General features: G+C 49.2%; 20 protein-coding genes and 1 riboswitch. Of the genes, 11 read left to right on the forward strand and 9 right to left on the reverse strand.

Translation table 11 applies throughout. From position 1 onward, the window contains the following. The first annotated feature begins 106 nt into the window (after window positions 1-106). Window positions 107-267, forward strand: a riboswitch (TPP riboswitch). Between the two features lie 277 nt (window positions 268-544). From thiC to DUW71_RS11080, 8 genes are all read left to right on the forward strand, one after another. After that, window positions 545-2,386: a phosphomethylpyrimidine synthase ThiC gene (thiC, locus tag DUW71_RS11045; protein WP_119395325.1), complete on the forward strand. Its 1,842-nt coding sequence runs from the start codon at window positions 545-547 to the stop codon at window positions 2,384-2,386. Continuing rightward, window positions 2,376-3,410, forward strand: a complete 1,035-nt coding sequence (locus tag DUW71_RS11050; RefSeq protein WP_119395326.1) for an FAD-dependent oxidoreductase — start codon at window positions 2,376-2,378, stop codon at window positions 3,408-3,410. The genes thiC and DUW71_RS11050 overlap by 11 nt, the downstream gene beginning before the upstream one ends. After that, window positions 3,407-3,610 carry a sulfur carrier protein ThiS gene (gene thiS / locus DUW71_RS11055; RefSeq protein ID WP_119395327.1) on the forward strand — a complete coding sequence of 68 codons (204 nt, stop codon included), beginning with the start codon at window positions 3,407-3,409 and terminating at the stop codon, window positions 3,608-3,610. Before DUW71_RS11050 ends, thiS begins: the two co-directional genes overlap by 4 nt. A gap of 1 nt (window position 3,611) precedes the next feature. Then, entirely contained in the window at window positions 3,612-4,394 is a 783-nt protein-coding gene (locus tag DUW71_RS11060) for a thiazole synthase (RefSeq protein ID WP_119395328.1), read from the forward strand. After that, window positions 4,391-5,803 carry a thiamine phosphate synthase gene (thiE, locus tag DUW71_RS11065; protein WP_119395329.1) on the forward strand — a complete coding sequence of 471 codons (1,413 nt, stop codon included), beginning with the start codon at window positions 4,391-4,393 and terminating at the stop codon, window positions 5,801-5,803. Before DUW71_RS11060 ends, thiE begins: the two co-directional genes overlap by 4 nt. 112 nt (window positions 5,804-5,915) lie before the next feature. Further along, the gene (locus DUW71_RS11070) at window positions 5,916-6,776 is read left to right on the forward strand and encodes a GGDEF domain-containing protein (RefSeq protein WP_119395330.1); all 861 of its coding nucleotides are present in this window, start codon (window positions 5,916-5,918) and stop codon (window positions 6,774-6,776) included. A gap of 133 nt (window positions 6,777-6,909) precedes the next feature. After that, on the forward strand, window positions 6,910-8,106 hold the full coding sequence (locus DUW71_RS11075) for an acyl-CoA dehydrogenase family protein (RefSeq protein WP_119395331.1): 1,197 nt from the start codon (window positions 6,910-6,912) through the stop codon (window positions 8,104-8,106). Between the two features lie 428 nt (window positions 8,107-8,534). Beyond that, complete coding sequence (locus tag DUW71_RS11080) at window positions 8,535-9,596, forward strand: ABC transporter ATP-binding protein (RefSeq protein ID WP_199671207.1); 1,062 nt, start codon at window positions 8,535-8,537, stop codon at window positions 9,594-9,596. Here the strand turns inward: DUW71_RS11080 and DUW71_RS11085 are convergent. After that, window positions 9,574-11,055 (reverse strand): endonuclease/exonuclease/phosphatase family protein, encoded by a 1,482-nt coding sequence (locus DUW71_RS11085; protein ID WP_119395332.1) that lies wholly within the window; start codon window positions 11,053-11,055, stop codon window positions 9,574-9,576. The genes DUW71_RS11080 and DUW71_RS11085 overlap by 23 nt on opposite strands. Further along, entirely contained in the window at window positions 10,991-11,755 is a 765-nt protein-coding gene (locus tag DUW71_RS11090) for a DUF1853 family protein (RefSeq protein ID WP_119395333.1), read from the reverse strand. Before DUW71_RS11090 ends, DUW71_RS11085 begins: the two co-directional genes overlap by 65 nt. A gap of 54 nt (window positions 11,756-11,809) precedes the next feature. On the opposite strand from DUW71_RS11090, the gene DUW71_RS11095 reads away from it, so the two are divergent. After that, complete coding sequence (locus DUW71_RS11095) at window positions 11,810-12,469, forward strand: SNARE-associated domain-containing protein (RefSeq protein WP_119395334.1); 660 nt, start codon at window positions 11,810-11,812, stop codon at window positions 12,467-12,469. A 61-nt stretch (window positions 12,470-12,530) separates the two neighbouring features. Here DUW71_RS11095 and DUW71_RS11100 read toward each other — a convergent pair whose 3' ends face one another. Beyond that, entirely contained in the window at window positions 12,531-12,770 is a 240-nt protein-coding gene (locus DUW71_RS11100; protein ID WP_119395335.1) for a DUF2798 domain-containing protein, read from the reverse strand. 159 nt (window positions 12,771-12,929) lie between these two features. On the opposite strand from DUW71_RS11100, the gene DUW71_RS11105 reads away from it, so the two are divergent. Continuing rightward, on the forward strand, window positions 12,930-14,555 hold the full coding sequence (locus DUW71_RS11105) for a methyl-accepting chemotaxis protein (protein ID WP_119395336.1): 1,626 nt from the start codon (window positions 12,930-12,932) through the stop codon (window positions 14,553-14,555). On the opposite strand, the gene DUW71_RS11110 is transcribed toward DUW71_RS11105, so the two are convergent. The 6 genes from DUW71_RS11110 to mutS all read right to left on the reverse strand — a co-directional run bounded on the left by DUW71_RS11110 (window position 14,548) and on the right by mutS (window position 21,731). Next, window positions 14,548-15,048: a GNAT family N-acetyltransferase gene (locus DUW71_RS11110; protein WP_199671208.1), complete on the reverse strand. Its 501-nt coding sequence runs from the start codon at window positions 15,046-15,048 to the stop codon at window positions 14,548-14,550. The two genes, DUW71_RS11105 and DUW71_RS11110, sit on opposite strands and share 8 nt — an antisense overlap. After that, on the reverse strand, window positions 15,041-15,919 hold the full coding sequence (locus DUW71_RS11115; RefSeq protein ID WP_119395337.1) for a BadF/BadG/BcrA/BcrD ATPase family protein: 879 nt from the start codon (window positions 15,917-15,919) through the stop codon (window positions 15,041-15,043). Before DUW71_RS11115 ends, DUW71_RS11110 begins: the two co-directional genes overlap by 8 nt. Next, a complete protein-coding gene (locus tag DUW71_RS11120; RefSeq protein WP_119395338.1) occupies window positions 15,916-17,592 on the reverse strand; it encodes a glycoside hydrolase family 9 protein in 1,677 nt (558 codons plus the stop codon). Before DUW71_RS11120 ends, DUW71_RS11115 begins: the two co-directional genes overlap by 4 nt. Before the next feature lies 1 nt (window position 17,593). Further along, complete coding sequence (locus DUW71_RS11125) at window positions 17,594-18,592, reverse strand: LacI family DNA-binding transcriptional regulator (RefSeq protein WP_119395339.1); 999 nt, start codon at window positions 18,590-18,592, stop codon at window positions 17,594-17,596. A gap of 120 nt (window positions 18,593-18,712) precedes the next feature. After that, a complete protein-coding gene (gene fdxA, locus DUW71_RS11130; protein WP_119395340.1) occupies window positions 18,713-19,036 on the reverse strand; it encodes a ferredoxin FdxA in 324 nt (107 codons plus the stop codon). A gap of 115 nt (window positions 19,037-19,151) precedes the next feature. Continuing rightward, on the reverse strand, window positions 19,152-21,731 hold the full coding sequence (gene mutS, locus DUW71_RS11135; RefSeq protein ID WP_119395341.1) for a DNA mismatch repair protein MutS: 2,580 nt from the start codon (window positions 21,729-21,731) through the stop codon (window positions 19,152-19,154). Between the two features lie 526 nt (window positions 21,732-22,257). Between mutS and DUW71_RS11140 the strand changes: the two genes are divergently transcribed. After that, entirely contained in the window at window positions 22,258-22,746 is a 489-nt protein-coding gene (locus DUW71_RS11140) for a CinA family protein (protein WP_119395342.1), read from the forward strand. Window positions 22,747-22,760 lie beyond the last annotated feature (14 nt).

Genomic DNA, 22,760 nt, shown 5'->3' on the forward strand with positions numbered 1-22,760 from the left:
GTGTTGCTCGCTAGTGTCTGAGAAACACACCAAGGTTACAAGTGTGTAACAGCAGAAAAGTAAAACTATTATTGCGCCCTGTGAACCAATCGGTACCATAGGCAGCGAAATCTTGTCGGGGAACTCACTGTAAATGTGAGTTGAGACCAAAGATGTGTGATTGATCGAAAGCGCCAATGTTAAAAAAGGGCGTTTTCCGGCACACATAAGGGACCCGTTGAACCTGATCAGGCTAAGACCTGCGTAGGGAACAAGAGACCTGTCGTGTATTCGTCTGCTTGCGCATTCCTGCGCCCAAGCCCTGTCTCTTGTTCTCCAAACTTATAAGCGGAGAAAGAACGGAGCTGCCGATTTTTCTATTCGCAATACAGCCGCTTTTTAATCGAGGTGGTGTGGTGATCGTTTCGAGGCCGTCACCTGCAGGACGCAGGTGTCGAGCATACAGGGATGTACTTGCTGCGTGCCGAAGAAATGATTGCCGCACCACCTCGGGTATCGGCTATTGGTTGCGAATAGAAACACGCGCTCCCGTTTGGAGAGCACAATGAAAAAAACTTTTGATGATCAGCAGCAAGTCGATTCGCTGCGCGCGCGAGCTATTCCTGGCTCAAAGAAAATTTATGTTGATGGCCCAACGCCAGATGTAAAAGTGGGTATGCGTGAAGTTGAGCTAACGCCAACGCGTTTGGCTGACGGCTCGACTGAAGAAAACCCACCGGTCCGCATTTATGACTGCGGCGGTGTGTGGACCGACGAAAACAAAGCGCTAGACGTTCGTGATGGTATCGAACGTATGCGCCAAGCTTGGATTGAAGCGCGCGATGACGTTGAAGAGCTAGAAGACTTCACCAGTATTTATTCGCGCCAGCGTGCGGTGAACCTAACGACTGAAAACAAGCGTTTTAACCACTACCACAAGCCATTGCGTGCTAAGCCGGGTAAAAACGTTACTCAGATGCACTATGCCAAAAAAGGCATCATCACGCCTGAGATGGAATACATCGCCATCCGCGAAAACCTAGCACTAAGCCAAGAGCTGGTTGAAGCACGTAAACAAAACGGCATGGGCGAGCCATTTGGTGCCAACTTGCCAGATTTCATCACGCCTGAGTTTGTGCGCCAAGAAGTGGCCGAAGGCCGCGCGGTGATTCCAAACAACATCAACCACCCAGAAACCGAACCAATGATCATTGGCCGTAACTTCCGCGTGAAGGTAAACGCCAACATCGGTAACTCGGCGGTAACGTCAAGCATTGAAGAAGAAGTTGAAAAACTAGTGTGGTCAACACGCTGGGGTGCCGACACAGTGATGGACCTGTCGACAGGTAAAGACATTCACGAAACTCGCGAATGGATTATGCGCAACAGTCCAGTGCCAATCGGTACTGTACCTATTTACCAAGCACTAGAAAAAGTAGACGGTGTGCCAGAAGATCTAACGTGGGAGCTGTTCCGCGATACGCTAATCGAGCAAGCCGAGCAGGGCGTTGACTACTTCACTATTCACGCCGGTGTATTGCTACGCTACGTTCCTATGACGGCCAAGCGCCTGACCGGTATTGTATCGCGTGGTGGTTCAATCATGGCGAAATGGTGTTTGGCGCACCACGAAGAAAGCTTCTTATACACTCACTTCGAAGAAATCTGTGAAATCTTGGCGCAGTACGATGTGACCATTTCACTAGGTGATGGCCTGCGCCCTGGTTGTATTCAAGATGCCAACGACGAAGCACAGTTTGCTGAACTTCGCACGCTAGGTGAGTTAACCAAGATCGCTTGGAAGCACGACGTACAGGTGATCATCGAAGGCCCAGGGCATGTGCCAATGCACAAGATCAAAGAGAACATGGAAGAGCAGCTTAAGCATTGCCATGAAGCGCCTTTCTACACCTTGGGCCCATTAATCACTGATATTTCACCTGGTTACGACCACTTTGCTTCTGGCATTGGTGCGGCGCAAATCGGTTGGTATGGCTGTGCGATGCTTTGCTACGTAACGCCAAAAGAGCACCTGGGTCTACCTGATCGCGAAGACGTGAAACAAGGTTTGATGGCCTACAAGATTGCAGCCCACGCAGCTGACTTGGCGAAAGGTCACCCAGCCGCAAAAATTCGTGACGATGCACTATCAAAAGCTCGTTTTGAATTCCGTTGGGAAGATCAGTTCAACCTATCGTTGGATCCAGAGACGGCTCGTTCATTCCACGATGCCACCTTGCCACAAGATGGTGCGAAAACAGCGCACTTCTGCTCAATGTGTGGTCCTAAATTCTGTTCGATGAAGATCACTGAAGACATCCGTGAAGAAGCGGCGCGTCAAGAAGCGATGAAAGAGAAGTCGCAAGAGTTTAAAGAGACAGGTAGTGAGATCTACCATGAAGCTTAATGGCTCAACGGTTGCCATTATTGGAGCTGGCCTTTTAGGCCGGCTCTTTGCTTGGCGACTTTCAGAGGCTGGCGCTGTGGTGTCAGTATTTGAAAAGGACAGTGAACAAGCCAATACAGCAGCAGCATTTACCGCAGCTGGCATGGTCTCGCCACTGTCAGAAGTCGCCGTCGGCGGCAAAAAACTGTTTGATTTGGGTGAACGTAGTTTAACCCTGTGGCAGCAGTGGTTAGGTGAGGATGCCGAGCAAGTTGAATGGCAAGCCAATGGCAGTTTGATACTGGCACACGGTCAAGATTTGCCATTATTGCAACAGTTTACCCGTGATGCCGAATACCAAGGTGTCGGCCAAGATCATTGGCAAAGATTAACGCCCATTGAGTTGGCCAACATTGAGCCACAACTCAACAATCGGTTTGCCAACGCCATTTATGCCAAAGGCGAAGCCGCGCTCAATGGCCGTAAGCTGTTGCCTTGGTTAGCGAATAAACTAAGCCAAGTAAACTGGCATTGGTCGACACCAATCAATGACCTTGAAGCCCTGCAAGCTGACTTCGATCTAGTTATCGACTGCCGTGGTAAAGGGGCTAAAGGTATTCGTGGTGTACGCGGCGAAGTCATGCATGTGCATGCACCAGATGTAACGTTAAAGCATCCACTTAGATTGATGCACCCGCGCTACCATATTTATGTGGTACCACGCGAAAATCATCACTTTGTTATTGGTGCGACCGAGCTTGAAAGTGAAGACCGCGGCGCAATGACCGTGCGTTCAACACTAGAGCTAGCCAGCGCGCTGTACAGCATACATCCAGGCTTTGGCGAAGGCCGAATCGTTGAAATGGACGCCAACCTGCGCCCAGCAACACCAGATAATATGCCAGTCGTCAGCCAACAAGATAACCTGCTAACCGTCAACGGCCTATACCGCCACGGCTACCTACTAGCCCCAGCAGTGATAGCAGATGTGCTATCAATGGTGACCGAACTACAGCAACCTTGGTTTTACAAAGAGGCATTATGAGTCAAGTTTCACTAAATGGAGAGTGGCAGCCATTAGAAAACGAAGTGCCACTGGTTGAAGCACTCGCGCTATGGGGATATGGCGAAGCGAAAGTTGCGGTGGCTGTGAATGGTCAGTTTGTTGCTCGCAGTCAGCACGGTGAAGTAACCGTTAAAGCGGGTGATCAGGTTGATGTGGTGGCGCCGGTGACGGGAGGTTAATGTGAAGGTTCTCGATTTAGACATTCCTGGTCGTTTATGGCTAGGTACGGCGCGTTATAGTTCACCTATGGTACTGGCGGATGCCTTAGCGGTTGATGGCATTGGTTTTGTGACGGTGAGTTTGCGCCGCCAAAACCCGGGTGACCGCTCAGGTGATCAGTTTTGGGATTTGGTTAAAAAGGCTAACAAGCCTGTTTTGCCAAATACCGCTGGCTGTCATTCGGCTGAAGAAGCGATCAACCTAGCCTTAATGGCACGTGAGATTTTTGCAACGCCGTGGATCAAACTAGAAGTGATTGGCGATGATTATACGCTGGCGCCAGATCCTTTTGCTTTGGTCGAAGCGGCGACCGAGTTGACTAAACAAGGCTTTCATGTGTTGCCTTACTGCACCGATGATCTGATTTTGGGTCAAAAGCTATTGGATGCCGGCTGTCCAGCGCTTATGCCTTGGGGCGCACCAATTGGTACGGGTGGTGGTTTAGCTAACCCTCGTGCCTTGGCGGCCTATCGTAATAAGTTCCATCATGTGCCTTGTATTGTAGATGCAGGCATTGGCGCACCGAGTCAGGCGTGTGAAGCGATGGAAATGGGCTTTGATGCGGTACTGCTTAACACTGCTGTCGCCAAAGCGGGCGATCCTGTGTTGATGGCAAAAGCCTTCAGCAATGCCATTCAAGCCGGCAATGATGCCTATCGCGCTGGTTTAATGACCCCATCAGATGTCGCCGTACCATCAACACCTGTGGTGGGTATGCCCTTTTGGCATCAGGAGCCAGTATGAGTTTATTGAGCATTACCGCAACCGATAGCCAATGTATCAGTGGTGTGTCGGCGGATAGTCGTGTTGCCCAGGCACTAGGTATCGCTCATCAGCAGGCGATTACTGCTGTGACGGCACAGGGGCTAGATAGGGCGGTTGAAAGTTTTGCTATACCTGCTCACAAGGTCGCAGCTCAGATCGCTCGTGCAAATGCGAAAGCCGTTCGTTTAGGTGTAGTTGCATCTCGAGCACAAGCCAAAATGCTGCGCGCCGAACTGGCCAAACTCGATGCGATTAAAGTCTGGGACCCTGTGTTGTTTGCTTCGGCTGGTGGTGAGCTGACTGCGATTGAGCATGGTGATGCCATTGCGCTAGCGCAGCAGTGTGATTTGATCACGCCAAACATCGATGAAGCCCAGTGGTTAGCTCAGCAATCTATTGCCAACGAAGCAGATATGCTCGCGGCAGCGAAAAAAATCAGCAGCTGGAAAATACGTGGTGTGCTGATTAAAGCCGGCCACCTAGCGGGAGAAGTGAATAAAGACCTGCTGTTATTAGATGGCGAGCATTACTGGTTGGAGCAACCAAAACTCGCGAACTCCGCTCGCGCAACGGGCTGCACACTTGCTGCTTATATCGCTGCATTTTGTGCCTATGGTGAGCCGCTAAAAGACGCGGTCGCTTTGGCCAACGCGGCCTTGTTTTCCGGTTTGAAACAAACCACACATGCGTCGCTGCCAGTCAAAGTGATTGGTTGGCCGAACCAGCTAGATGATTTTGCCTGTATCTATCGCGAGCAAAAACCCAACACGAATTTTGTAAGCATTGAGCAAGCTTTGGGGTTATATCCTGTAGTTGACTCAGTTGAATGGGTATCGAAGCTGGCTAAGGCTGGTGTAAAAACCATACAGCTGCGCATCAAAGATGTGCCTGAAGACGTTATTGAACAAGCAGTGATCGACTGCGTGCAAATACAGCAGCAATATGATCTACGCTTGTTCATCAACGATTATTGGCAGTTAGCGATAAAGCACAAGGCTTATGGTGTGCATCTCGGTCAAGAAGACATTCAAGAGGCAACCTTGTCGCAAATAGCTGATGCTGGTGTTCATTTGGGCATTTCTACCCATGGTGAGTTGGAATGGGGCATTGCTAGAGCCTATCAACCAAGTTATTTGGCGATTGGCGCAATTTATCCCACAGACACCAAAGAAGTGGTTGTGGTAGGGGAAGAACGTTTGCAACGCTGGGTGCATTTGCTGTCCAAACGCCACCGTTTAACGGCAATTGGTGGTATTAACCTAAGCAATTTAGCGACGGTGCTATCAACATCGATCGACTCGGTTGCAGTGGTCTCGGCGATTACCAAAGCAGAAGACTGGCAGCAAGCAGTCTTGGAATTGCAAGCTATGCTTAAGGAAGCTTGTTAGTACATAACTAGTGCAATTGCCTAGTGCGGTACAACTATTTAGGTACAACTATTTAGGTACAACTATTTAGGTACAACGAGCAAATAATTGGTTTTGTAGAGAAGGATAACCAATGCTGGCACGACGAACGATAATGTACATCGCGATTACCATCTTAGTCGTTGTGCTAACGATCATTCTAACCACTGCATTTCCAATCATGCCACTATCAGCAACCACTGAGCTGCCGGCGTTCCTTATTGTGCTGTTTATGATGCTCGAGGTTTATCAGCGAACCGGAAAGATTAGAGCGCTGCTCGGCTGGATGCTAATCGCAATTGGCATCGTGTTCGATTTTGCCGACGAGTTTATCGTTGGCGAGTTTTATTGGTTTATCTTTGATGAAATTTTCGTACAGGTAGGCTTGGCCATTGTGTGTTTGTACTTCTTGTCGACAATCAGCAAATTAAACCAAAGTATTTCGCTACTGGATGAAGAAGTTCTGCATAGTAAAACTTTGCAAAGCAAGCTCACGCTATTGGCCTATCATGACCAGTTGACTGGTTTGCTCAATCGGCGGGCGTTTTTTGAACGCTTCGAGCTGTTCAGAAAAAACAGTACGACACCTTATTTGGTCTATATCGACCTTGATAACTTTAAACAAGTGAATGACCGCTTAGGCCACAACATCGGTGATGAAGTGTTGATTCGCTTTGCTGGCATGCTTCGGCTAGGCACGCGCGATAATCCGCACGCTTTCCGATTCGGCGGTGATGAGTTTGTAGTGTTGTGTGAACAGAAAGAGATCGCAACAATAGAAACAGTTTTAAGCGAAAACTTTCCTCAGCTTGAGCATTACCAACTTGGTTATTCCTTAGGCTACGTTGCCATCGCGAGTGGTGTGTCTGCTGACAAAATGCTGTCTTTAGCGGACGAGCAAATGTATGAGCGTAAGAACCTGAAGCGGCGCAATGCCCGAAGCAAAGGGCGCTAGCTCCCACTGCTGCATTAAAAAACAAACTACTGACAATTATGTCAAGTCGACGTCTTTACATTTCTCTGCTTTAATGATCCTTGTCTAACACCATAAGTTAGAAGGAAGAATAATAATAGCTAAGGAGAAGTGCATGACGACGATTGACCGTTCGTTTGCAACCAAACAATTAACGGCTGATGATATTTTGGCAAATGCCAAAGCGTTACAGCCCTATTTAACCGAGCAAAACGCTCGCATTGAATCTAGTCGACGCGTTCCTCGTGATGTAGCAGACAGGCTGCTGGCTGAGGGCATGTATCGAATTTCTATGCCAAAAAGCTGGGGTGGGCCTGAGCTGACCTCAATGCAACAAGTAGAAGTGATTGAGCTGCTTTCTATGGCGAGCCCAGCTATTGGCTGGACGGTAATGATTGGCAGCGATTCAGGTATCTATTCTGGTTACCTTGAAGAAAGTGCTGCCCGCCAGCTTTACCCAAGGTTAGATATGATCCAAGCCGGTTGGGTATACCCAGTTGGCAGAGCGGTTAAAGTTGACGGTGGTTACCGTGTGAGTGGTCGCTGGATGTTTGGCAGTGGTATTCATAATGCAGATAACATTTGTGGTGGTTGTTACCTGTACAATGAAGACGGCTCGCAAATACTTGATGCAAAAGGTAAGCCAGTTTGGCGCATCATGGTGGCGCCAGCGAAACACTTCCAAATATTAGATACCTGGCATACCACAGGCATGCGTGGCACCGGCAGCAATGACTACATGGTCAATGACCTATTTGTGCCTGAAGCACATAGCTTTAGCTTTGACGAGCCAGCCCAGCGCGATGGAGTATTGTGGCAAGCGAATGATACTTTTTTGCGCAAAATGGTCGGCATTCCACTAGGGAGTTGCCGAGCGGTGCTAGAAGAAGTGAAGTCTATGATGCATGGCCGTGTTGATTATATTGAAGGTACTCGCTTTAAAAACAAGCCGCTTGTGCAGCAGGCGGTTGGCGAGTGTGAAATCAGATTAAATGCCGTACGTGCGCATGTCTATACGTCGCTGACAGATCAATGGCAGACGCTGGCCAATGGCGACAAGCTTAGCAAAGCGCAACGAGCCGACGTATGGGGAGCAAGGTTGCATGCCTTCCAAGAAACTCGAGCCATCATTCAAAAGCTTTATGATGTGGTGGGTGGCAGTGCAGTTTACTGTGAGAAAAGCCGGCTAGATCAAGCCCTAAGAGACGCCAATACTTGGTGCCAACACATTGTTGGCCAGCAAAAAGGTTACCAAGCTTTGGGAGCGTTATTAATGAATGCGCGCCCAGTAGACGGTTTCCCAATGCTTTAACGGCTTTGCAACTAACAAAAGCCTGCCGCTTGGAGAATGCTGTTCACATTATGTAATGTTGGTTTGGATCATTTGCTTTTTCGACACGGCGCAATTGAGTGTATTACCAAAGCATCCATGCGTAGGCTTCCAGCCAGTGCGTCCATGCACTGTCGTTCAAGCCTAAAAACGCATTTAATGCGTTTTTTGCAAATGCAACGACTTTCACCCCTGTAGCCTCGACACCCGCTCCCTGCGGGTGTCGGTCTTAAAGCAAACAATCCAACCCAACAAGTGCTTGCTTAAATGAACAGCATTCTGCCGTTTGGCAGGTTTTTTTTTAGGTAATATTGATAAGAGTTATCAATTAAATTACAGTTTGCGTCCTACCTTGATGGCTCTGTTACGAGCATAATCTAGTTACTACAGGTTTCCGATCAGGATTTATAATGACGCAAAGCATGTTGTCTCTCTCTGGTGTTTCGCTTGGCTATGATGGTGAGCTAGTGGTACACGACGTTACGTTGCAGATGCAACCGGGAGAATTGGGGTGCTTATTGGGGCCTAGCGGTTGTGGTAAGTCTACGCTTTTACGCGCCATTGCAGGCTTTGAGCCACTAAGCGGTGGTGAAATTAAACTGCAAGATAAAGTTGTTTCAAATCCGCGCGTGCACGTTGCAGCGGAAAAGCGTGGCATTGCCATGGTGTTTCAGGATTTGGCGCTATTCCCTCATCTCAATATTGCTGACAACATTGCTTTTGGTATTAAAAAATGGCCAAAATCAGAGCAGAAGGCGCGCATTGAGCGCTTACTCGAGTTGGTTGGCCTATCTGGCTACGAAAAGCGTTACCCGCATGAACTTTCGGGTGGTCAGCAGCAGCGTATAGCATTGGTGCGAGCGCTGGCGCCAAAGCCAGTTATGATCTTGCTCGATGAGCCTTTTTCAAGCCTAGATTCAGAGCTTAGAGAAGAGTTGGCAGAGCAGGTACGCGAAGTACTAAAAGCTGAGCAGGTCAGTGCGTTAATGGTAACACACGATCAAATGGAAGCGTTCGCCATGGCCGATAAGGTAGCCGTGATGAATCAAGGCCGGTTACATCAGTTCGACTCCGCCTTTGAGCTTTACCACCAGCCAAAAACGCGTTTTGTGGCAAACTTTGTTGGCCAAGGCAGCTTTATAAACGCCAAGGTCATTGACGATTATCGCATTGAAACGGGAGTGGGGTTGCTTGGTGCTACCACTCCGCATGGCTTCACAGCTGGCCAAAACGTAGATTTGTTACTGCGCCCAGATGATGTGCTGCATGATGATGCCAGTGATCGTTTAGCCAAAGTGAAGCGCAAGCGTTTTCGTGGCTCACATTTTTTGTATAGCGTCCTACTGAACAATGGTGAAGAAGTGTATTGCCATGCTTCATCACACCACAATCACGCCATTGGCGAGTTCATTGGTGTAGTGCCAGCAGTCGAGCATCTAGTTTTATTTCCTAGTGATGGAACAGGTCAATAATGATTGGGTCATGGTCTGAATAACGCGTTGCATCGAGTGGCGCGTTGACCGCCTGATAACTCCGCCAAGGTGCCTCATCAGCATTGATGTGCCATATGTGTGTAACCGCCGTCCAGTTATCTAGGTTGCGGGAAAATACATGGTCCAATGCTCCAAACCGGCCACGGTAGTGGTAGGTATAGTCACTCTCTGTTAGCAGGGTCTGCCATCCATGCTCAACTAGGTATTGCCAAGCTGGATCGCCGTAGTAACTATTTAAATCTCCTGCCACCAATACGTCAGCTTCGTTTTTTAGCCATGCGCTTACCGCCTGCGCGGCATTAAATCGTGCCGTTTTACCACAGTCATCATGGTTGCAGCGCTTAGACTTCCAATGTTGTGCCGACAGCAAGAGGCTGCCGCCTTGGCGGCTAGTGAAGCGTTGCGCCATTGGCACTCGGTTGCGCGTATCTAGGTCAGTCAAGTAGATCGCCGATCCAGTTAGCGCAATTGTGCTTGGCTTGTAAAGAATGTTAACAGCGATGGCATCCTCACCAGTGCGTTGGCGACTATTGACCAACTGTAACCCAGTAGCACTGGCTAATTCAGACAACGCACTATTGGCTGTATGAAAATCATTTTCGGCTTCACTCACGACTAGAATATCTGGCTGTAGTTGGTTGATCGCTTTGCTGGTTTTGGCTAGTTGGCGTTGCCACTGCTCGCTTGTATTAGGTCCACGCGAGCTTGAAAAGCTGCCTTGTTCACCATTAAAAAAATTAAATAAATTACTAACGACCAGCCGAATCGCACCCTGGGGTTTATCTGGTGCAGGTGGGCGCGGATTGCCAACTAATTCGACGGCTTGGGCAAACAATCGATACTCGCCGAATCGGTGAACTAGTATGGCGGGTGAGTTGGCTAACGATTGCTGTAGTCGCACATTGAGTTGCCAATCAGATAACTCCGGCCTGGTACTAAATTGGTTGTCGTCTAACCAATAGCCATTGCTCAGCTCAACGCTGCCATAGCGACTAAGTTGATATAGATTGCTAACGCTACCGGCGCTTAGCACGCGCATCGACTCTTGTGATTCTGCTTGCGAGATATCCCTGAGTGGTTGAGGGGCAGGCAATGCACGCTGCCCTATTAATTGAATTAAGTTAGGGCGAGTGATCTGAGTTTGTCCATCATATTCATCAACCGTGCCACGAATACGAACCAAATCACCGGTGTTTACCTGATGGCCACGGCGTCCCGTATAGACAAAAACAGCTTCTGATGTATTTGGGTTATTGTCGGCCTGCTCGCTTTGGATAAAAAAGCCAGACACTGCATCGACGGTTTGTGTGACAACGCCTTCAATGGTGACTTGTTGGCCAAGGTAGGGAGAGGTGTGGCCTGAACCTTGGACGTCAGCGATGCTCAGGCTGTAGGTTGGGCCAGTGATTAGGCACAATAAAAAAACGATGCTTCTCATGGTTCTCCTTCACCACGGCGATGCAAACTGGTCGTTCAACTTGCAGTGCCTGAATGTCTGCTAATCGGTGGGGGGCACTGTCAACCGGCGCTAGCCACTGTTGACGCGTTAAAATGCAATAGCACTCATTGGCAAGACTAGTCCGCTGAGCTTCGGTTATCCATTGGATTGTGTCAAACATACGGCCTTTGGCGATGGCAATCGCTTGCTCTGGTTGTGGCAAGCCCTGATTGGCCAGTAACTGCTTTGCCACATCTTGCTCAAATAGCTTGAGTTGTTTGTGCTGCATTTGTGCAGATTTTTTTGCCCAGCTGTCTTTCGCATTTGGGCCAAGCCAGCTGTTTTGCCACTGCAAATAAAATTTACAAGCCAGCTCTACATGAAATACTTTGCCACAATAGTCGAGTAAAAAATCTGCCTCGCCTATGGTTTGTTTACCATCAATGACTTGCAAGCCATGGTTAATGATTTGGGTGCTAGGGCAGTGCAACCAATAATAGTGCCAAAGTTGCTCAAAATAATGCCCAAGGCGGCGAGCGATCGGTTGTTGCAAGGTTTGCGTGAATCGCGTTTCGTCGTCTTGCAGCTGTTGGCAAAGCCAGTCGAGTAAACCATTGTCTAGCGGCCAATCATATAGCCAAGGCTCATTGGTTAGATTGCTACTACTGATTGCCCAGCGTAAATCGTTTGCTATGGTCATAGTAGGTCTCTTTCGATGTCTGGTACGTACATTCCTCGAGTTTGAGGAGTTACTATGAAATTTTATTCCACATTACCCATTACCGCGCTATTGGCGTTAACCATTGTGCAGCTAGCTATGTACTGGCAAGTTATTCCGCCGGGGCTAGAGATGCTTGAGGCATTGCAAGGGGCAATGGGGCAGTGGTTTATGCCATTGATCTTTTTGGTGATCCTAGCAGAGTCTATTATTTACGTCGGCTTCTATTTTCCGGGGCAGTTTTTCGCCGTTGTACTGGTTATCTTATCAAACCCTAGTGTGGTCGATATTATATGGCTTACCGTGTCTATGGTGGCCGCTGCCACACTCGGCAGTTTGATCAACTATCAACTGGGCAAGGCTATCAAGTCGCAGCCGCACGAAGATCGACAATTTAAATTGCGCAATTTGTTGCTTGCCATGATTCACATGAACGCGCTGGCGTTTTTTATGTTTAACCAAGGCGCTGAGCGCCGGTCAATTAAAATAGTATGGTTGGCGGGGTTGATAAACCTCCCTTACTACCTGCTGTTGATCACAGGTACCGCATTGTTGAGTGAGCAAATCATGCAGGTGGCTGAATCGCCTCGGCTAATTTTTGTGGCACTAGGTGTTTGGTTGGCGGTAGCAATCACGCTAGACGTGCGCGGGCTATTGCAGCGCCGTAAATCCGGCCAAAGTGAAGCTGGAAGGTAAGGGTTTTTAGTTAAACTTATTGGCTACCCATACTGCTAGCCTGGGTAGCCAAGCTCGTTAGCTAGTCTTCATTTGGTTTGACCAGAGGTCGAATAGCTAGGTTAACTAAAAAACCTATTAGCAAGCCAATAGGGAGCATGATTGGCGCCAAGTGCATCACGGTGTTTAACCAAATGCTGGTAAATCCCTCTAGGGCGCCTATTTGCTGATAGATGCTGACGGCAGGCATCAACAAAATCATCAAGCTCATCGTGAGTATGCCAGCCACCAAGCTAGCCAGTCTGGTAGGTATAAATTTCATTGCACATCCTTAGCATTAATTTTTCTTTGCCTGTTCACTATAGCGCCAGACTAAACGCCGTTAAAGAGCAAATTGATCAAAAAATACATCAATGATTTAGGAATTTTTGGTCGCTGCCGACTAGTCTTACTCTGTTAGTAGGCAAAGTCGGAGAACGACATGACATTAAAAGCAAAGGCCCTGATGGTCACCGTGATCGTCTTTCTGGCGCTGCTGGTGTTGACCGTTGCGGGGTTAACAGCTATCCGCAGCGCTGGTACACAAGACAACTACACGCGCATTACCCAGTTATTTAGCAGCACCTATAATACTGTGGTGCAGCTCGAAAAGGCTGCTGCGAGTGGCAGCCTAACTGATGAACAAGCGCAGCAAATTGCTATTCAAGTGCTGCGCGAAAACAAATATAGCGACAACGAGTACGTGTATGTGGCTGATGCTGATATGACGTTTTTAGCAACGCCACTCGACCCACAGCTACATGGCACCAGTTTTCATGATTTTCTTGATCCGGCGGGCAATAGTGTAGGGCAGATACTAATAGATGCTGTAAGAGCGCAGCCAAACGGTATTGCTGAGTATGAATGGCAGTCGGAGCGCGATGGGGTCATTGTTGATCTAACCTCAATTGCACAACGCTCCCCTCGCTGGGGCTGGTACGTTGGTACAGGTATTAGTCATGCCGAAATTGATAAACGTTACTGGCAAACCGCAAGCTGGTTGCTGGTGCTCGACATTGTGGCCTTAATCGTCGTAGTCGCTTTTTTATTCTTTGCCTTCCGTTCCGTGTTTAAAAGCTTGGGTGGCGAGCCGACCACAGTGCAAGAGATTGTGGCGCGTATTTCCGGTGGTGATTTAACTGAGCATAAAAACGAAAGTGGCACGGTTGAGCCGGGTAGTATTTTGGCGTCAACTTATGAGATGCGTGACTCGTTGCGCAGTATGCTCGGGCAAATCAGCGATAGCGTGACCACGTTGCGCCACGAAGTAGAGCAAGCAGATGACCGAGCTGTGCGCGTTAAGTCAGTTGCTGATACACAAAGCGAAGAAACCAATATGGTTGCCACAGCCGTGACGGAAATGTCGTCGTCAGCAGAAACGGTTGCGGGTAGTGCCGACAATGCTGCTCGCTCAACGCAAAAGGCCGACGAAGACGGGCGCCGAGCTCGGGAAATTATGAACTCTGCTGTTTCATCTATTGACCAGCTCGCAGATAAGATTCGCGAAGCCAATACAGTGATTGGCTCGTTGGCCTCTGATGTGGATGCCATCGTGTCGGTATTAGATGTGATTCGCGGTATTGCCGAGCAAACGAACTTATTAGCCCTGAACGCTGCTATTGAAGCAGCTCGCGCTGGTGAACAAGGTCGTGGCTTTGCTGTGGTTGCCGATGAAGTGCGCAACCTAGCACAGCGCACCCAAGAAAGTACCGCCGAAATTCAATCGATGATTGAGCGCTTGGAGCAAGGTTCTCGCAATGCGATCAACTCGATGGAGCAAAGCTTAAGCTCTAGTGATTCAACCGTGAACGAAACCAAAGAAGGGGCCGATGCACTGGTTGAAGTGGTAAATGCATTAAGTACCATTAGTGAAATGAACCACCAAATTGCTGGTGCAGCCAGCGAGCAGACAACAGTTGCCAACGACATTGCCGAGCGCATTAACCGGATTGCCGACACTGCCGGCGATACCCGTGAGCTATCGACAAGTAACCAAGAAGCATCGGTGAGCTTGCGCAAGCTATCGGATGCGCTAGATCAGCAACTACGTCGTTTTCGTATTAATTAAATAGTTTTTGCATAAACACCGCATCTAACCAGCGGTCGAACTTGTAAGCAACTTGATTAAGCCGGCCTTGCTCTGTAAAGCCGGCTTTTTTATGCATGGCAATGCTCGCCGTATTATCGGCATCGATCACGCCAATCAGGGTATGTACCTGGCTATTTTGAGCCCAGTCCATAATGCCACTTAGAAGCTGTTTGCCAAGGCCTTGACCACGAGCGCTGGCATCCACATACAATGAATGCTCGAACGTGCGGGCCGTTGCCTGTTGTGGGCGAAACCTTGAAGCCGTAGCAAAGCCGAGCAGCTCCCCAGATGAGCTCTCTAGCCCAATGATCGGAAGGTTTGCTGCTAGTTTTGCATCGAACCAAGCTTGCATGTCTTCTGGCGTTTTCTCAACCAAATCATACAAGGCGGTGCCATAGCGGATTTGCTCGTTTAATAACCGGCTAATCGTTGCTAAATGGCGATCCGCCTCACAGGTAACCCACTTAGCCAATGCTTAGCCCTTGTGCACGTTTTGCCATAAGAATGCCGCCGTGCTGTGCATCGAACTTGGGTTGCACAAAATATGGCTGCAAACTAGCTGGGAGCATGCTTGCAACACGTTGGCCAATAGAGCCCATTAGGGCAATCTGCGTTGCGCCACGGCGGATTAATGCATTGAGCAGCATTTCGCAATCAGCAAGGTGGCGCTCAATTAGGGTTTTGGCAAGTGGATCACCTGCATCGGCTAGGTCAAAGCAAGGGCGGGCAAACTGGCCATAGTCGGTTGGGCGAGCGGTTTTAGAGAAGCGTACGACGGCCTCAATATCATGATCGAAATGTGCCATAACCTGTTCGCTTAGCTGGCTGGCTGGAATAATGTCCTCTGCAGCTAATAAGGTGTGTCGTACGACCTCCAAGCCGAGCGTGGCACCGCCGCCATGATCGGATATAGGGAACTCATGGCCACCAACCGTGGTGACTTGTTCATTTTGCCAAAGCAACCCACATGAACCCGTGCCAAAAATCATAATAGCACCGTCTTGCCCGTCGAAGGCTCCTAAGACAGCGCCAAAGGCGTCTGTGTCTAGGGTAATGGAGGCAAAAGGATGGCTAAGCTGTAAAAAGGCTTTGGCGTATTCCGATTGCTCGGCGCCTGCCAGCGCCAACCCTGCGTGGGTTTGGTGGAGTACATCGGTGGATAAGCCAGCCTCTTGGCATGCCAACTCCGCCGCTTCAATAACGGCTGCTAGGGCATTCTCAACGCCCAGCATAACGTTTGCTGAGCCCGCCTTGCCATTTCCTAATACATTGCCTTGCTCGTCGACTAAGCGAGCGCGGCAGCTGGTGCCACCGCCATCCACTCCTAGCCAGTATTGGCTCATAACGACGCCTCCAAGCTAATGGCATAAAGGAACCACGCCGCATGCGGAATCCACTGTTCACCCCAGCGCCAGTTTTGCAGCATGTCTTCAGTTTCTTCAAGGCCAATATCGTTTTCGTTATACAGGCTTGAAGTAATACCGTTACAGATACCACCAGTGTGGCCTGGCCAATCTTTCAGATAGAATGGGTTGTTACGACCATAGCCTTGTAGCATACAAGCATCGTACGGATTGCGACCTAGAATCCAGTCGGTTTGGCGGAACGCAAGCTGGCGCCATTGCGTTTTATTTTCCTCACTGCTCGGCAGTGTTTCTGCTGCAAGTAGCCAAGCAGATGCCATAGAGCCCAGGCGGGCATTTTCACCTTGCCACCAGTAACCAGATTCGTTTTCGTGTGGGAAGAAGAACTTATCCGTTTTTTCGCTATTCACTGGGCGGCAGTAATGGCGTGGATAATCAAATGGATTATTTACCTTGTAGGCAATGCTGTGCCAGTAGCCTAAGTGGCGCTCTATTGCATGTTGAAGAGGCGCTAGCTCGTCTGTTTGCGCAACAAACTGGTAGTAGTTGAGCAATGCAACCACTGGTAAACCTTCATCTGATGCATGCGAGTATGGGCGCTCGCCAGCGTTGTCGGAAGCCAGCCAGCCGTCAAAGTTTTCATCGCTGCTCAGGCGTGCCAAAAGCTGCTGGGTGCGCTTGCTAGCAGCCTTTCGGTATACCGCCTCACTGGTCGTGCGATACAGCTCAATAGCGGCCATGAGCGCACAGTAATCATCAATAATGTTTTCCTCACCATTGTCTAGGTAAGAAAGATTGTTCGCTTCTAGGTGCTCGAAGCCTTTTATTGCCGTGGTTAAGTATTGATCTCGGGTGAACTCACCATCACCGTAGCGGGCAGCTTTGGCGAGTGCGGCAATGGCCATGCCACCACCTTGGCGATAGCCAGCTTGATAGGTGTCGTATTTATGGCCTTGCTGCGTCTCGTATGCACAAATCTCGCGCTGAGTTTTGTCTTTGCTCCATTTATCGAAGACGGTCATGTAAAAGTACCCAGCAGGGTCTTGCATGCGCACTAGGAAATCGGTTCCAAACAATGCCTCGGCCAGTGTATCGGCTTGGCGCTCGTGTCCTTGTGAACGGTCGTATGCTTCAAAAAGACTCCAGGTAACGAGTGGAATCTGCTGCGGGTTCATAAAGTTGGCAAACGACAAGTGCGATAAATATTTCGACCAGTCGCCTGATGCGTCGTACCAGCCGCCGTGCACATCGACGCGCTCGTCGCGATCACCAACGAAAGGCGCTTGTTTGTCCCACTCGTCTTGTTCGTCGGCGCATCGGTTTTGGCCATAGTAGTCCAAAATTGGGCCAAGTAAGCGCTTGTGATAAAGGTTGTGGGCAACCGGAAAACGATCACTTACTAGGCCTAATTGCGGAACATGAATTTGGTAGTCACCCTCGGTAGTGAGCCCACTAAAATCGGCTACGTAATAGTGAAAGTCTTTCCACTGATCTACTGGGCCTTTTTCTTCGGCTGTAGTGGTAAGCACAATGTCAGATGTACCCGCATTGATGATTTCCACTGTTAGCGACTGGCCCGCACTGGCATTGATTACCAGCGTTTTAGGTGCGTTAGGTTGGTAACCAAGATGGTTAAATAACAAAGTTGGCATATTAATCCTTAGCAAGTCCTACTGAGTGGCGCACCACTAGTGTGGGTTCTAGCGCGGCGATCTTTTCGACCGGCTGGTTTCTCATAAGTTTTAAAAGTCGTTTGCCTGCATGCTGGCCTAGCTCTTGAAGAGGCTGGCGCACGGTAGTGAGGCGAGGGTATAAATGACGAGCAAAAAACGAGTCGTCGAACCCAATAATTGAAACCGTGTCACCCAAAGCAATATTGGCTTCACGTAGCGTGCTGATCACCCCCGCCGCTATATCATCATCGCCGGCCATTATGGCACTAGGTAGTCCAGCTTTTAATAAGCGCTCGGCACATGCAATGCCATACTCTTCGCTGTACTCGCCGTACTCAATGGCAATGTTCGACCAATCTAAACCGAACGACTCGACTGCTCGGCGATACCCTTTCACGCGCTCTATGGTATCTGGGTTGAACTCGCCCCCAGCTAGAATAACAATGTCGCGGTGGTTCATCGACAGTAAGTAGCGCATGGCCACATATCCGCCATGGTCATTGTCGACAGTCAGCGTGTCATGAGTCTTTGAGTTGGCATGGCCAACCAATACCGTTGGTTCTGGTAACGTTTCCAATCTGCGAGCCAGAAAATCCGACAGAGGGTGGTTTAACAATAAAATCAACCCATCACAGCGTCGATCTAGCAGAGATTCGATCGCGGTTGCTTCCGATTCGGCTGTTGTGCCACCCGGCGCGAACATCATGGTATAACCAGTGCCAGCAAGCTCTTCATTTAAGCCTGTGACAAAAGGGTTAAAAAATGCTGATGAAGGTGTGGGAACGACTACGCCAATAAGGCTAGCTTTACTTGACTTAAGCGCTCGCGCAGCGGGGTTTGGTCGATAGTCTAACTGCTTGATGGCAGCTTCAACTTTAGCTTTGGTATCGCCTGCAACTAGGGAGGAGTTAGACAGTACGCGCGATACAGTGGACTTCGACACGCCTGCTAATTTTGCAACTTCGGAGATATTAGCCATATTTGCTCTTTGAAACCGATTTCACTGAGCTAATATACTAGAAAACTTAACACTGTTTTGCAAGTGAGCACAAGCAGTAATGTATGTACCTGCTTGCGCTCAATCAACTTGTCGCCTTGATTAACGTTCTAAGAGCTCAAGTTTGCCCTCTTTACCATTCCACTCATCGGCGTCTGGTAGTGGGTCTTTTTGCGCATCAATGGTTGGCCAAACTTGCGCAAGTTCTGCGTTTAGTTCAATCATATGCTCTTGGTCTGCTGGCACTTCATCTTCCGACAAAATGGCATCCGCAGGACACTCAGGTTCACATAGCTGGCAGTCGATGCACTCATCAGGATCAATTACTAAGAAGTTTGGACCTTCTTTAAAGCAATCTACTGGGCATACTTCTACACAGTCTGTGTATTTACATTTAATACAGTTTTCTAATACTACAAATGCCATTCCTATACTCCACTCTCTTGCCCTCGAGTTGGCGGGTATTCTAGGTACGCAAAGCAGTCACGGCAAGCTCAAAACTGTGTGATTTCACTAATCTTTAGAATAAATATCGCTTAATTCATAACTTTTGGCGCAATTCATACAATAATTCCAATGCTTGCCGTGGGGTTATTTCATCGGGATTTATTCCCTCTAACTCGCTTATTAATGGATGCGGTGTGGCAGCAAATAAGTCAAATTGTTGTGGTGCTTTTGACGCACTTGCTGGCTCGATTTGGCTTGGCTTTATTTGATGATCGGGTTGTTCAAGCGTGTGCAGCATAGACTGAGCGCGCTCAATAACTCGCTGCGGCACACCCGCCAATTTGGCCACTTGCAAACCGTAACTTTGGTTCGCTGCGCCGTCTTGAACCTTATGCAAAAAGACAATGTTGTCATTGTGCTCAGTGGCAGATAAGTGAACATTTACTACCGAGCCAACCTCGCTAGCAAGCTGGGTCATCTCAAAATAGTGCGTGGCAAATAGCGTCATTGACTTTGCCTGTGTTGCAAGGTGAAAAGCAGCCGACCAAGCTAAACTTAGACCGTCAAACGTAGAGGTTCCTCGGCCTACTTCATCCATCAGCACAAGGCTTTGCTCGGTTGCATTATTAAGGATGTTCGCCGTTTCGGTCATTTCGACCATGAAGGTTGAGCGCCCACTTGCCAAGTCGTCCGATGCCCCCATACGGGTGAATATTCGATCAACTGGGCCAATAATGGCTTCATCTGCTGGTACATCAGAGCCAATATGCGCCAATAAAACAATCAATGCTGCTTGGCGCATATAGGTCGATTTACCGCCCATATTTGGGCCGGTAATAATTAACATTTGTCTATCTTTATCTAAATGCAAATCATTAGCGACAAATGGGTCGGTTAACATATCTTCTATGACCGGATGTCGACCCTCTTTGATAATAATTCCTGTTTCGCTTGCTAATACCGGTTGGCGCCAATTTAATTGATCACTGCGTTGGCTAAGTGTGCTTAATACATCGACCTCGGCAATCGCTTGTGCAATAGGGGTAAGTGTTGGTAAATCTTCGGCTAAATCGGCCACTAGTTGCTCATAAAGCAGCTTTTCGCGAGCTAGGGCTTTCGCTTGGCTGCTCAGCGCTTCTTCCTCGAACTCCTTCAACTCTGGGGTGATAAAGCGCTCAGCGTTCTTCAGCGTCTGGCGGCGCACATACTCCGTTGGGGCATCTTTCGATTGCGCTTTGCTGATTTCAATATAGAAACCATGCACTCGGTTGTAGCCAACTTTTAAGGTGCTTATGCCTGTGCGCTCACGCTCGCGTTGTTCCATATCGGCCAAAAAGGCATCCGACTTGTCGCTCAATCCACGAAGTCGGTCGAGCTCATCATCGTAGCCTTCGGCAATTACACCACCATCACGAATCACTACAGGTGGGTTGTCGACAATGGCTGCATCCAAGCGTGCTTGCCAATCTGGCTGCAGGGCAATGCGTTGATCCAAGCTCGCTAGGTAGTCGCTGTCTAGCGAACTGTCGGCAAGGGTTTGCTTGAGCTCTGGCAGCGCTGTAATGGCTAACCCTAGTTTCAGTAAATCACGTGGGCGAGCGCTGCGCAGCGCTACGCGGGTAAGAATACGTTCAATATCACCGATGTTAGCCAGTGACTCGCGTGTCGCTTCAAAGCGAAAATCTCGGTTAAATGCTTGTACAGCGCTTTGTCTAGCGAGTAGTTGCGCTCGATCGCGCAATGGTCGGTGTAGCCAACGGCGCAATAAACGGCTACCCATCGCTGTTTGGCAGCGGTCCAATAAACTTAGAAGTGTTAGTTCGCTGCCACCTTGCTGATTGATGTCGAGTTCTAAGTTTCGCCGACTCGCGGCATCAATTTGCACTGCATCATCTGACGTTTCTGTCGTGAGGGCCTGAATATGTGGTAGGGCACCGCGCTGTGTGTCTTGTGCATAACTTAGCAAACAACCAGCCGCCGCGATGGCTGCGGGCATGTCGCTGCAACCAAAACCAGATAAATCGCGCGTGCCAAACTGATCATTCAATAAGCGCGTGGCACTGTCTATTTCAAACAGCCAAGGGCCTTGCATGCGCACCGCAGGGTGGTTTTTCACCACAGGCGGCAGCACCATGTCGTCATTAACAAGTAGTTCGGCTGGGTTAAGGCGGGCTAGCTCATTGGTCAATGCGGTTTCGTCGGCCAGCTGCTGGACAATAAAACGGCCGGTAGAAATATCCAAACTTGCTAAGCCAAATTGCTTGCCATCATGATGGATTGCACTAAGTAAGTTGTCTTGGCGCTCGTTGAGAAATGCCTCATCCGATAGCGTACCAGGTGTTAGTACACGTACTACTTCACGCTTAACTGGGCCTTTGCTTGTAGCAGGGTCGCCAACTTGTTCGCACACTGCCACCGACACGCCTGCGCGCACCAAGCGCGCAATATAGTTTTCCGCCGAATGGTAAGGGATACCCGCCATTGGGATGGGTTCGCCACCACTTTTACCGCGTGCGGTAAGGGTGATATCTAATAATTGCGCGGCCCGCTTGGCATCGTCGTAAAACAACTCGTAAAAGTCACCCATACGGTAAAACAGTAAATGCTCTTTTTGCTCAGCCTTTATAGCTAAGTACTGTTGCATCATTGGCGTATGCGTAGTGGCTTGCGACATGTTTAACCCCTTCCTCATTGAACCGGCGAATTTATCATGCCTAGTGAGCACTCGTCATTACTCGCGTCTGCACAACCTCATCACCAGCGGCATTATCACACCGTCATTGCCGCAGTCTGCTATCGAGAATCTAGCTAGCGGTTTAGAAAGTGGATACCTCCCAGCTGGCGCGAAAATATTGGGCTGGGTTAAGTGCCACATTCGCAGGGGCTGGGTAATTCAGCCGCGAACACGCCCGTAAATACATCCATGTAGGGCTCGACAGGCAACGTCCTGTTGCCTGACGGTTCGCTATTGAACCACCCATCCCCTTAGCTTAGTGAGACACTACTATCCGCCCAAATTTTTCGCGACTTGATTGACGTAGCTAAGTCGCTCGAATTACAAATTCAATACCACATCATCCCACCGTCATTCCTCAGGTAGGTCGGCAAACCCACAAAGCAATCCACCCCTCGCCAGTACTGTAAAACCCAAGTAACCTAATCCTAGTTTCTAACTTTGAGCCATTATTTATGGAGCGACCATGACTCAACTGATTGAGCAAGCAGAAAAACTTGCTAATTTATTAACGGCTAACCACCAAACCATGGTGACAGCCGAGAGCTGCACTGGTGGTCTAGTCGCCACCACGCTCACTGAGCTTGCTGGTAGCTCGGCTTGGTTTTTAGGTGCTTGGGTGACCTATGCCAACGAAGCCAAATCGGGGTGGCTAGGTGTGGATGCCAATGTAATTAAGTCAGACGGCGCGGTCAGTCAGCCGGTTGTGGCGCAAATGTGTGCTGGCGCCCTAGCCAATAGTGACGCTGATTGGGCGATCGCCATTTCTGGTGTCGCAGGCCCGGGTGGGGGCACAGCAGAAAAGCCAGTCGGTACTGTATGGATTGCAGTATTAGGCCGAGGCAAAGAAGTCATTGCGGAAAAATTTTTGTTTGCAGGCGATCGCGCCAAAGTGCGCCAGCAAGCGGCTTTGCAAGCGATGACAATGCTCGTTGCGCAACTTAGCAACAAATAATTTCGATCTGATAC

This window comes from Salinibius halmophilus, from assembly GCF_003577475.1.
Taxonomy (GTDB): Bacteria; Pseudomonadota; Gammaproteobacteria; order Pseudomonadales; family Natronospirillaceae; genus Salinibius; species Salinibius halmophilus.

Bases quoted from the DNA above. Each gene is read 5' to 3' on its own strand.
- thiC (WP_119395325.1), top strand. From the start codon at position 545: ATGAAAAAAACTTTTGATGATCAGCAGCAAGTCGATTCGCTGCGCGCG.
- DUW71_RS11050 (WP_119395326.1), top strand. From the start codon at position 2,376: ATGAAGCTTAATGGCTCAACGGTTGCCATTATTGGAGCTGGCCTTTTA.
- thiS (WP_119395327.1), top strand. From the start codon at position 3,407: ATGAGTCAAGTTTCACTAAATGGAGAGTGGCAGCCATTAGAAAACGAA.
- thiE (WP_119395329.1), top strand. From the start codon at position 4,391: ATGAGTTTATTGAGCATTACCGCAACCGATAGCCAATGTATCAGTGGT.
- DUW71_RS11070 (WP_119395330.1), top strand. From the start codon at position 5,916: ATGCTGGCACGACGAACGATAATGTACATCGCGATTACCATCTTAGTC.
- DUW71_RS11075 (WP_119395331.1), top strand. From the start codon at position 6,910: ATGACGACGATTGACCGTTCGTTTGCAACCAAACAATTAACGGCTGAT.
- DUW71_RS11080 (WP_199671207.1), top strand. From the start codon at position 8,535: ATGACGCAAAGCATGTTGTCTCTCTCTGGTGTTTCGCTTGGCTATGAT.
- DUW71_RS11085 (WP_119395332.1), bottom strand. From the start codon at position 11,055: ATGAGAAGCATCGTTTTTTTATTGTGCCTAATCACTGGCCCAACCTAC.
- DUW71_RS11090 (WP_119395333.1), bottom strand. From the start codon at position 11,755: ATGACCATAGCAAACGATTTACGCTGGGCAATCAGTAGTAGCAATCTA.
- DUW71_RS11095 (WP_119395334.1), top strand. From the start codon at position 11,810: ATGAAATTTTATTCCACATTACCCATTACCGCGCTATTGGCGTTAACC.
- DUW71_RS11100 (WP_119395335.1), bottom strand. From the start codon at position 12,770: ATGAAATTTATACCTACCAGACTGGCTAGCTTGGTGGCTGGCATACTC.
- DUW71_RS11105 (WP_119395336.1), top strand. From the start codon at position 12,930: ATGACATTAAAAGCAAAGGCCCTGATGGTCACCGTGATCGTCTTTCTG.
- DUW71_RS11115 (WP_119395337.1), bottom strand. From the start codon at position 15,919: ATGAGCCAATACTGGCTAGGAGTGGATGGCGGTGGCACCAGCTGCCGC.
- DUW71_RS11120 (WP_119395338.1), bottom strand. From the start codon at position 17,592: ATGCCAACTTTGTTATTTAACCATCTTGGTTACCAACCTAACGCACCT.
- DUW71_RS11125 (WP_119395339.1), bottom strand. From the start codon at position 18,592: ATGGCTAATATCTCCGAAGTTGCAAAATTAGCAGGCGTGTCGAAGTCC.
- fdxA (WP_119395340.1), bottom strand. From the start codon at position 19,036: ATGGCATTTGTAGTATTAGAAAACTGTATTAAATGTAAATACACAGAC.
- mutS (WP_119395341.1), bottom strand. From the start codon at position 21,731: ATGTCGCAAGCCACTACGCATACGCCAATGATGCAACAGTACTTAGCT.
- DUW71_RS11140 (WP_119395342.1), top strand. From the start codon at position 22,258: ATGACTCAACTGATTGAGCAAGCAGAAAAACTTGCTAATTTATTAACG.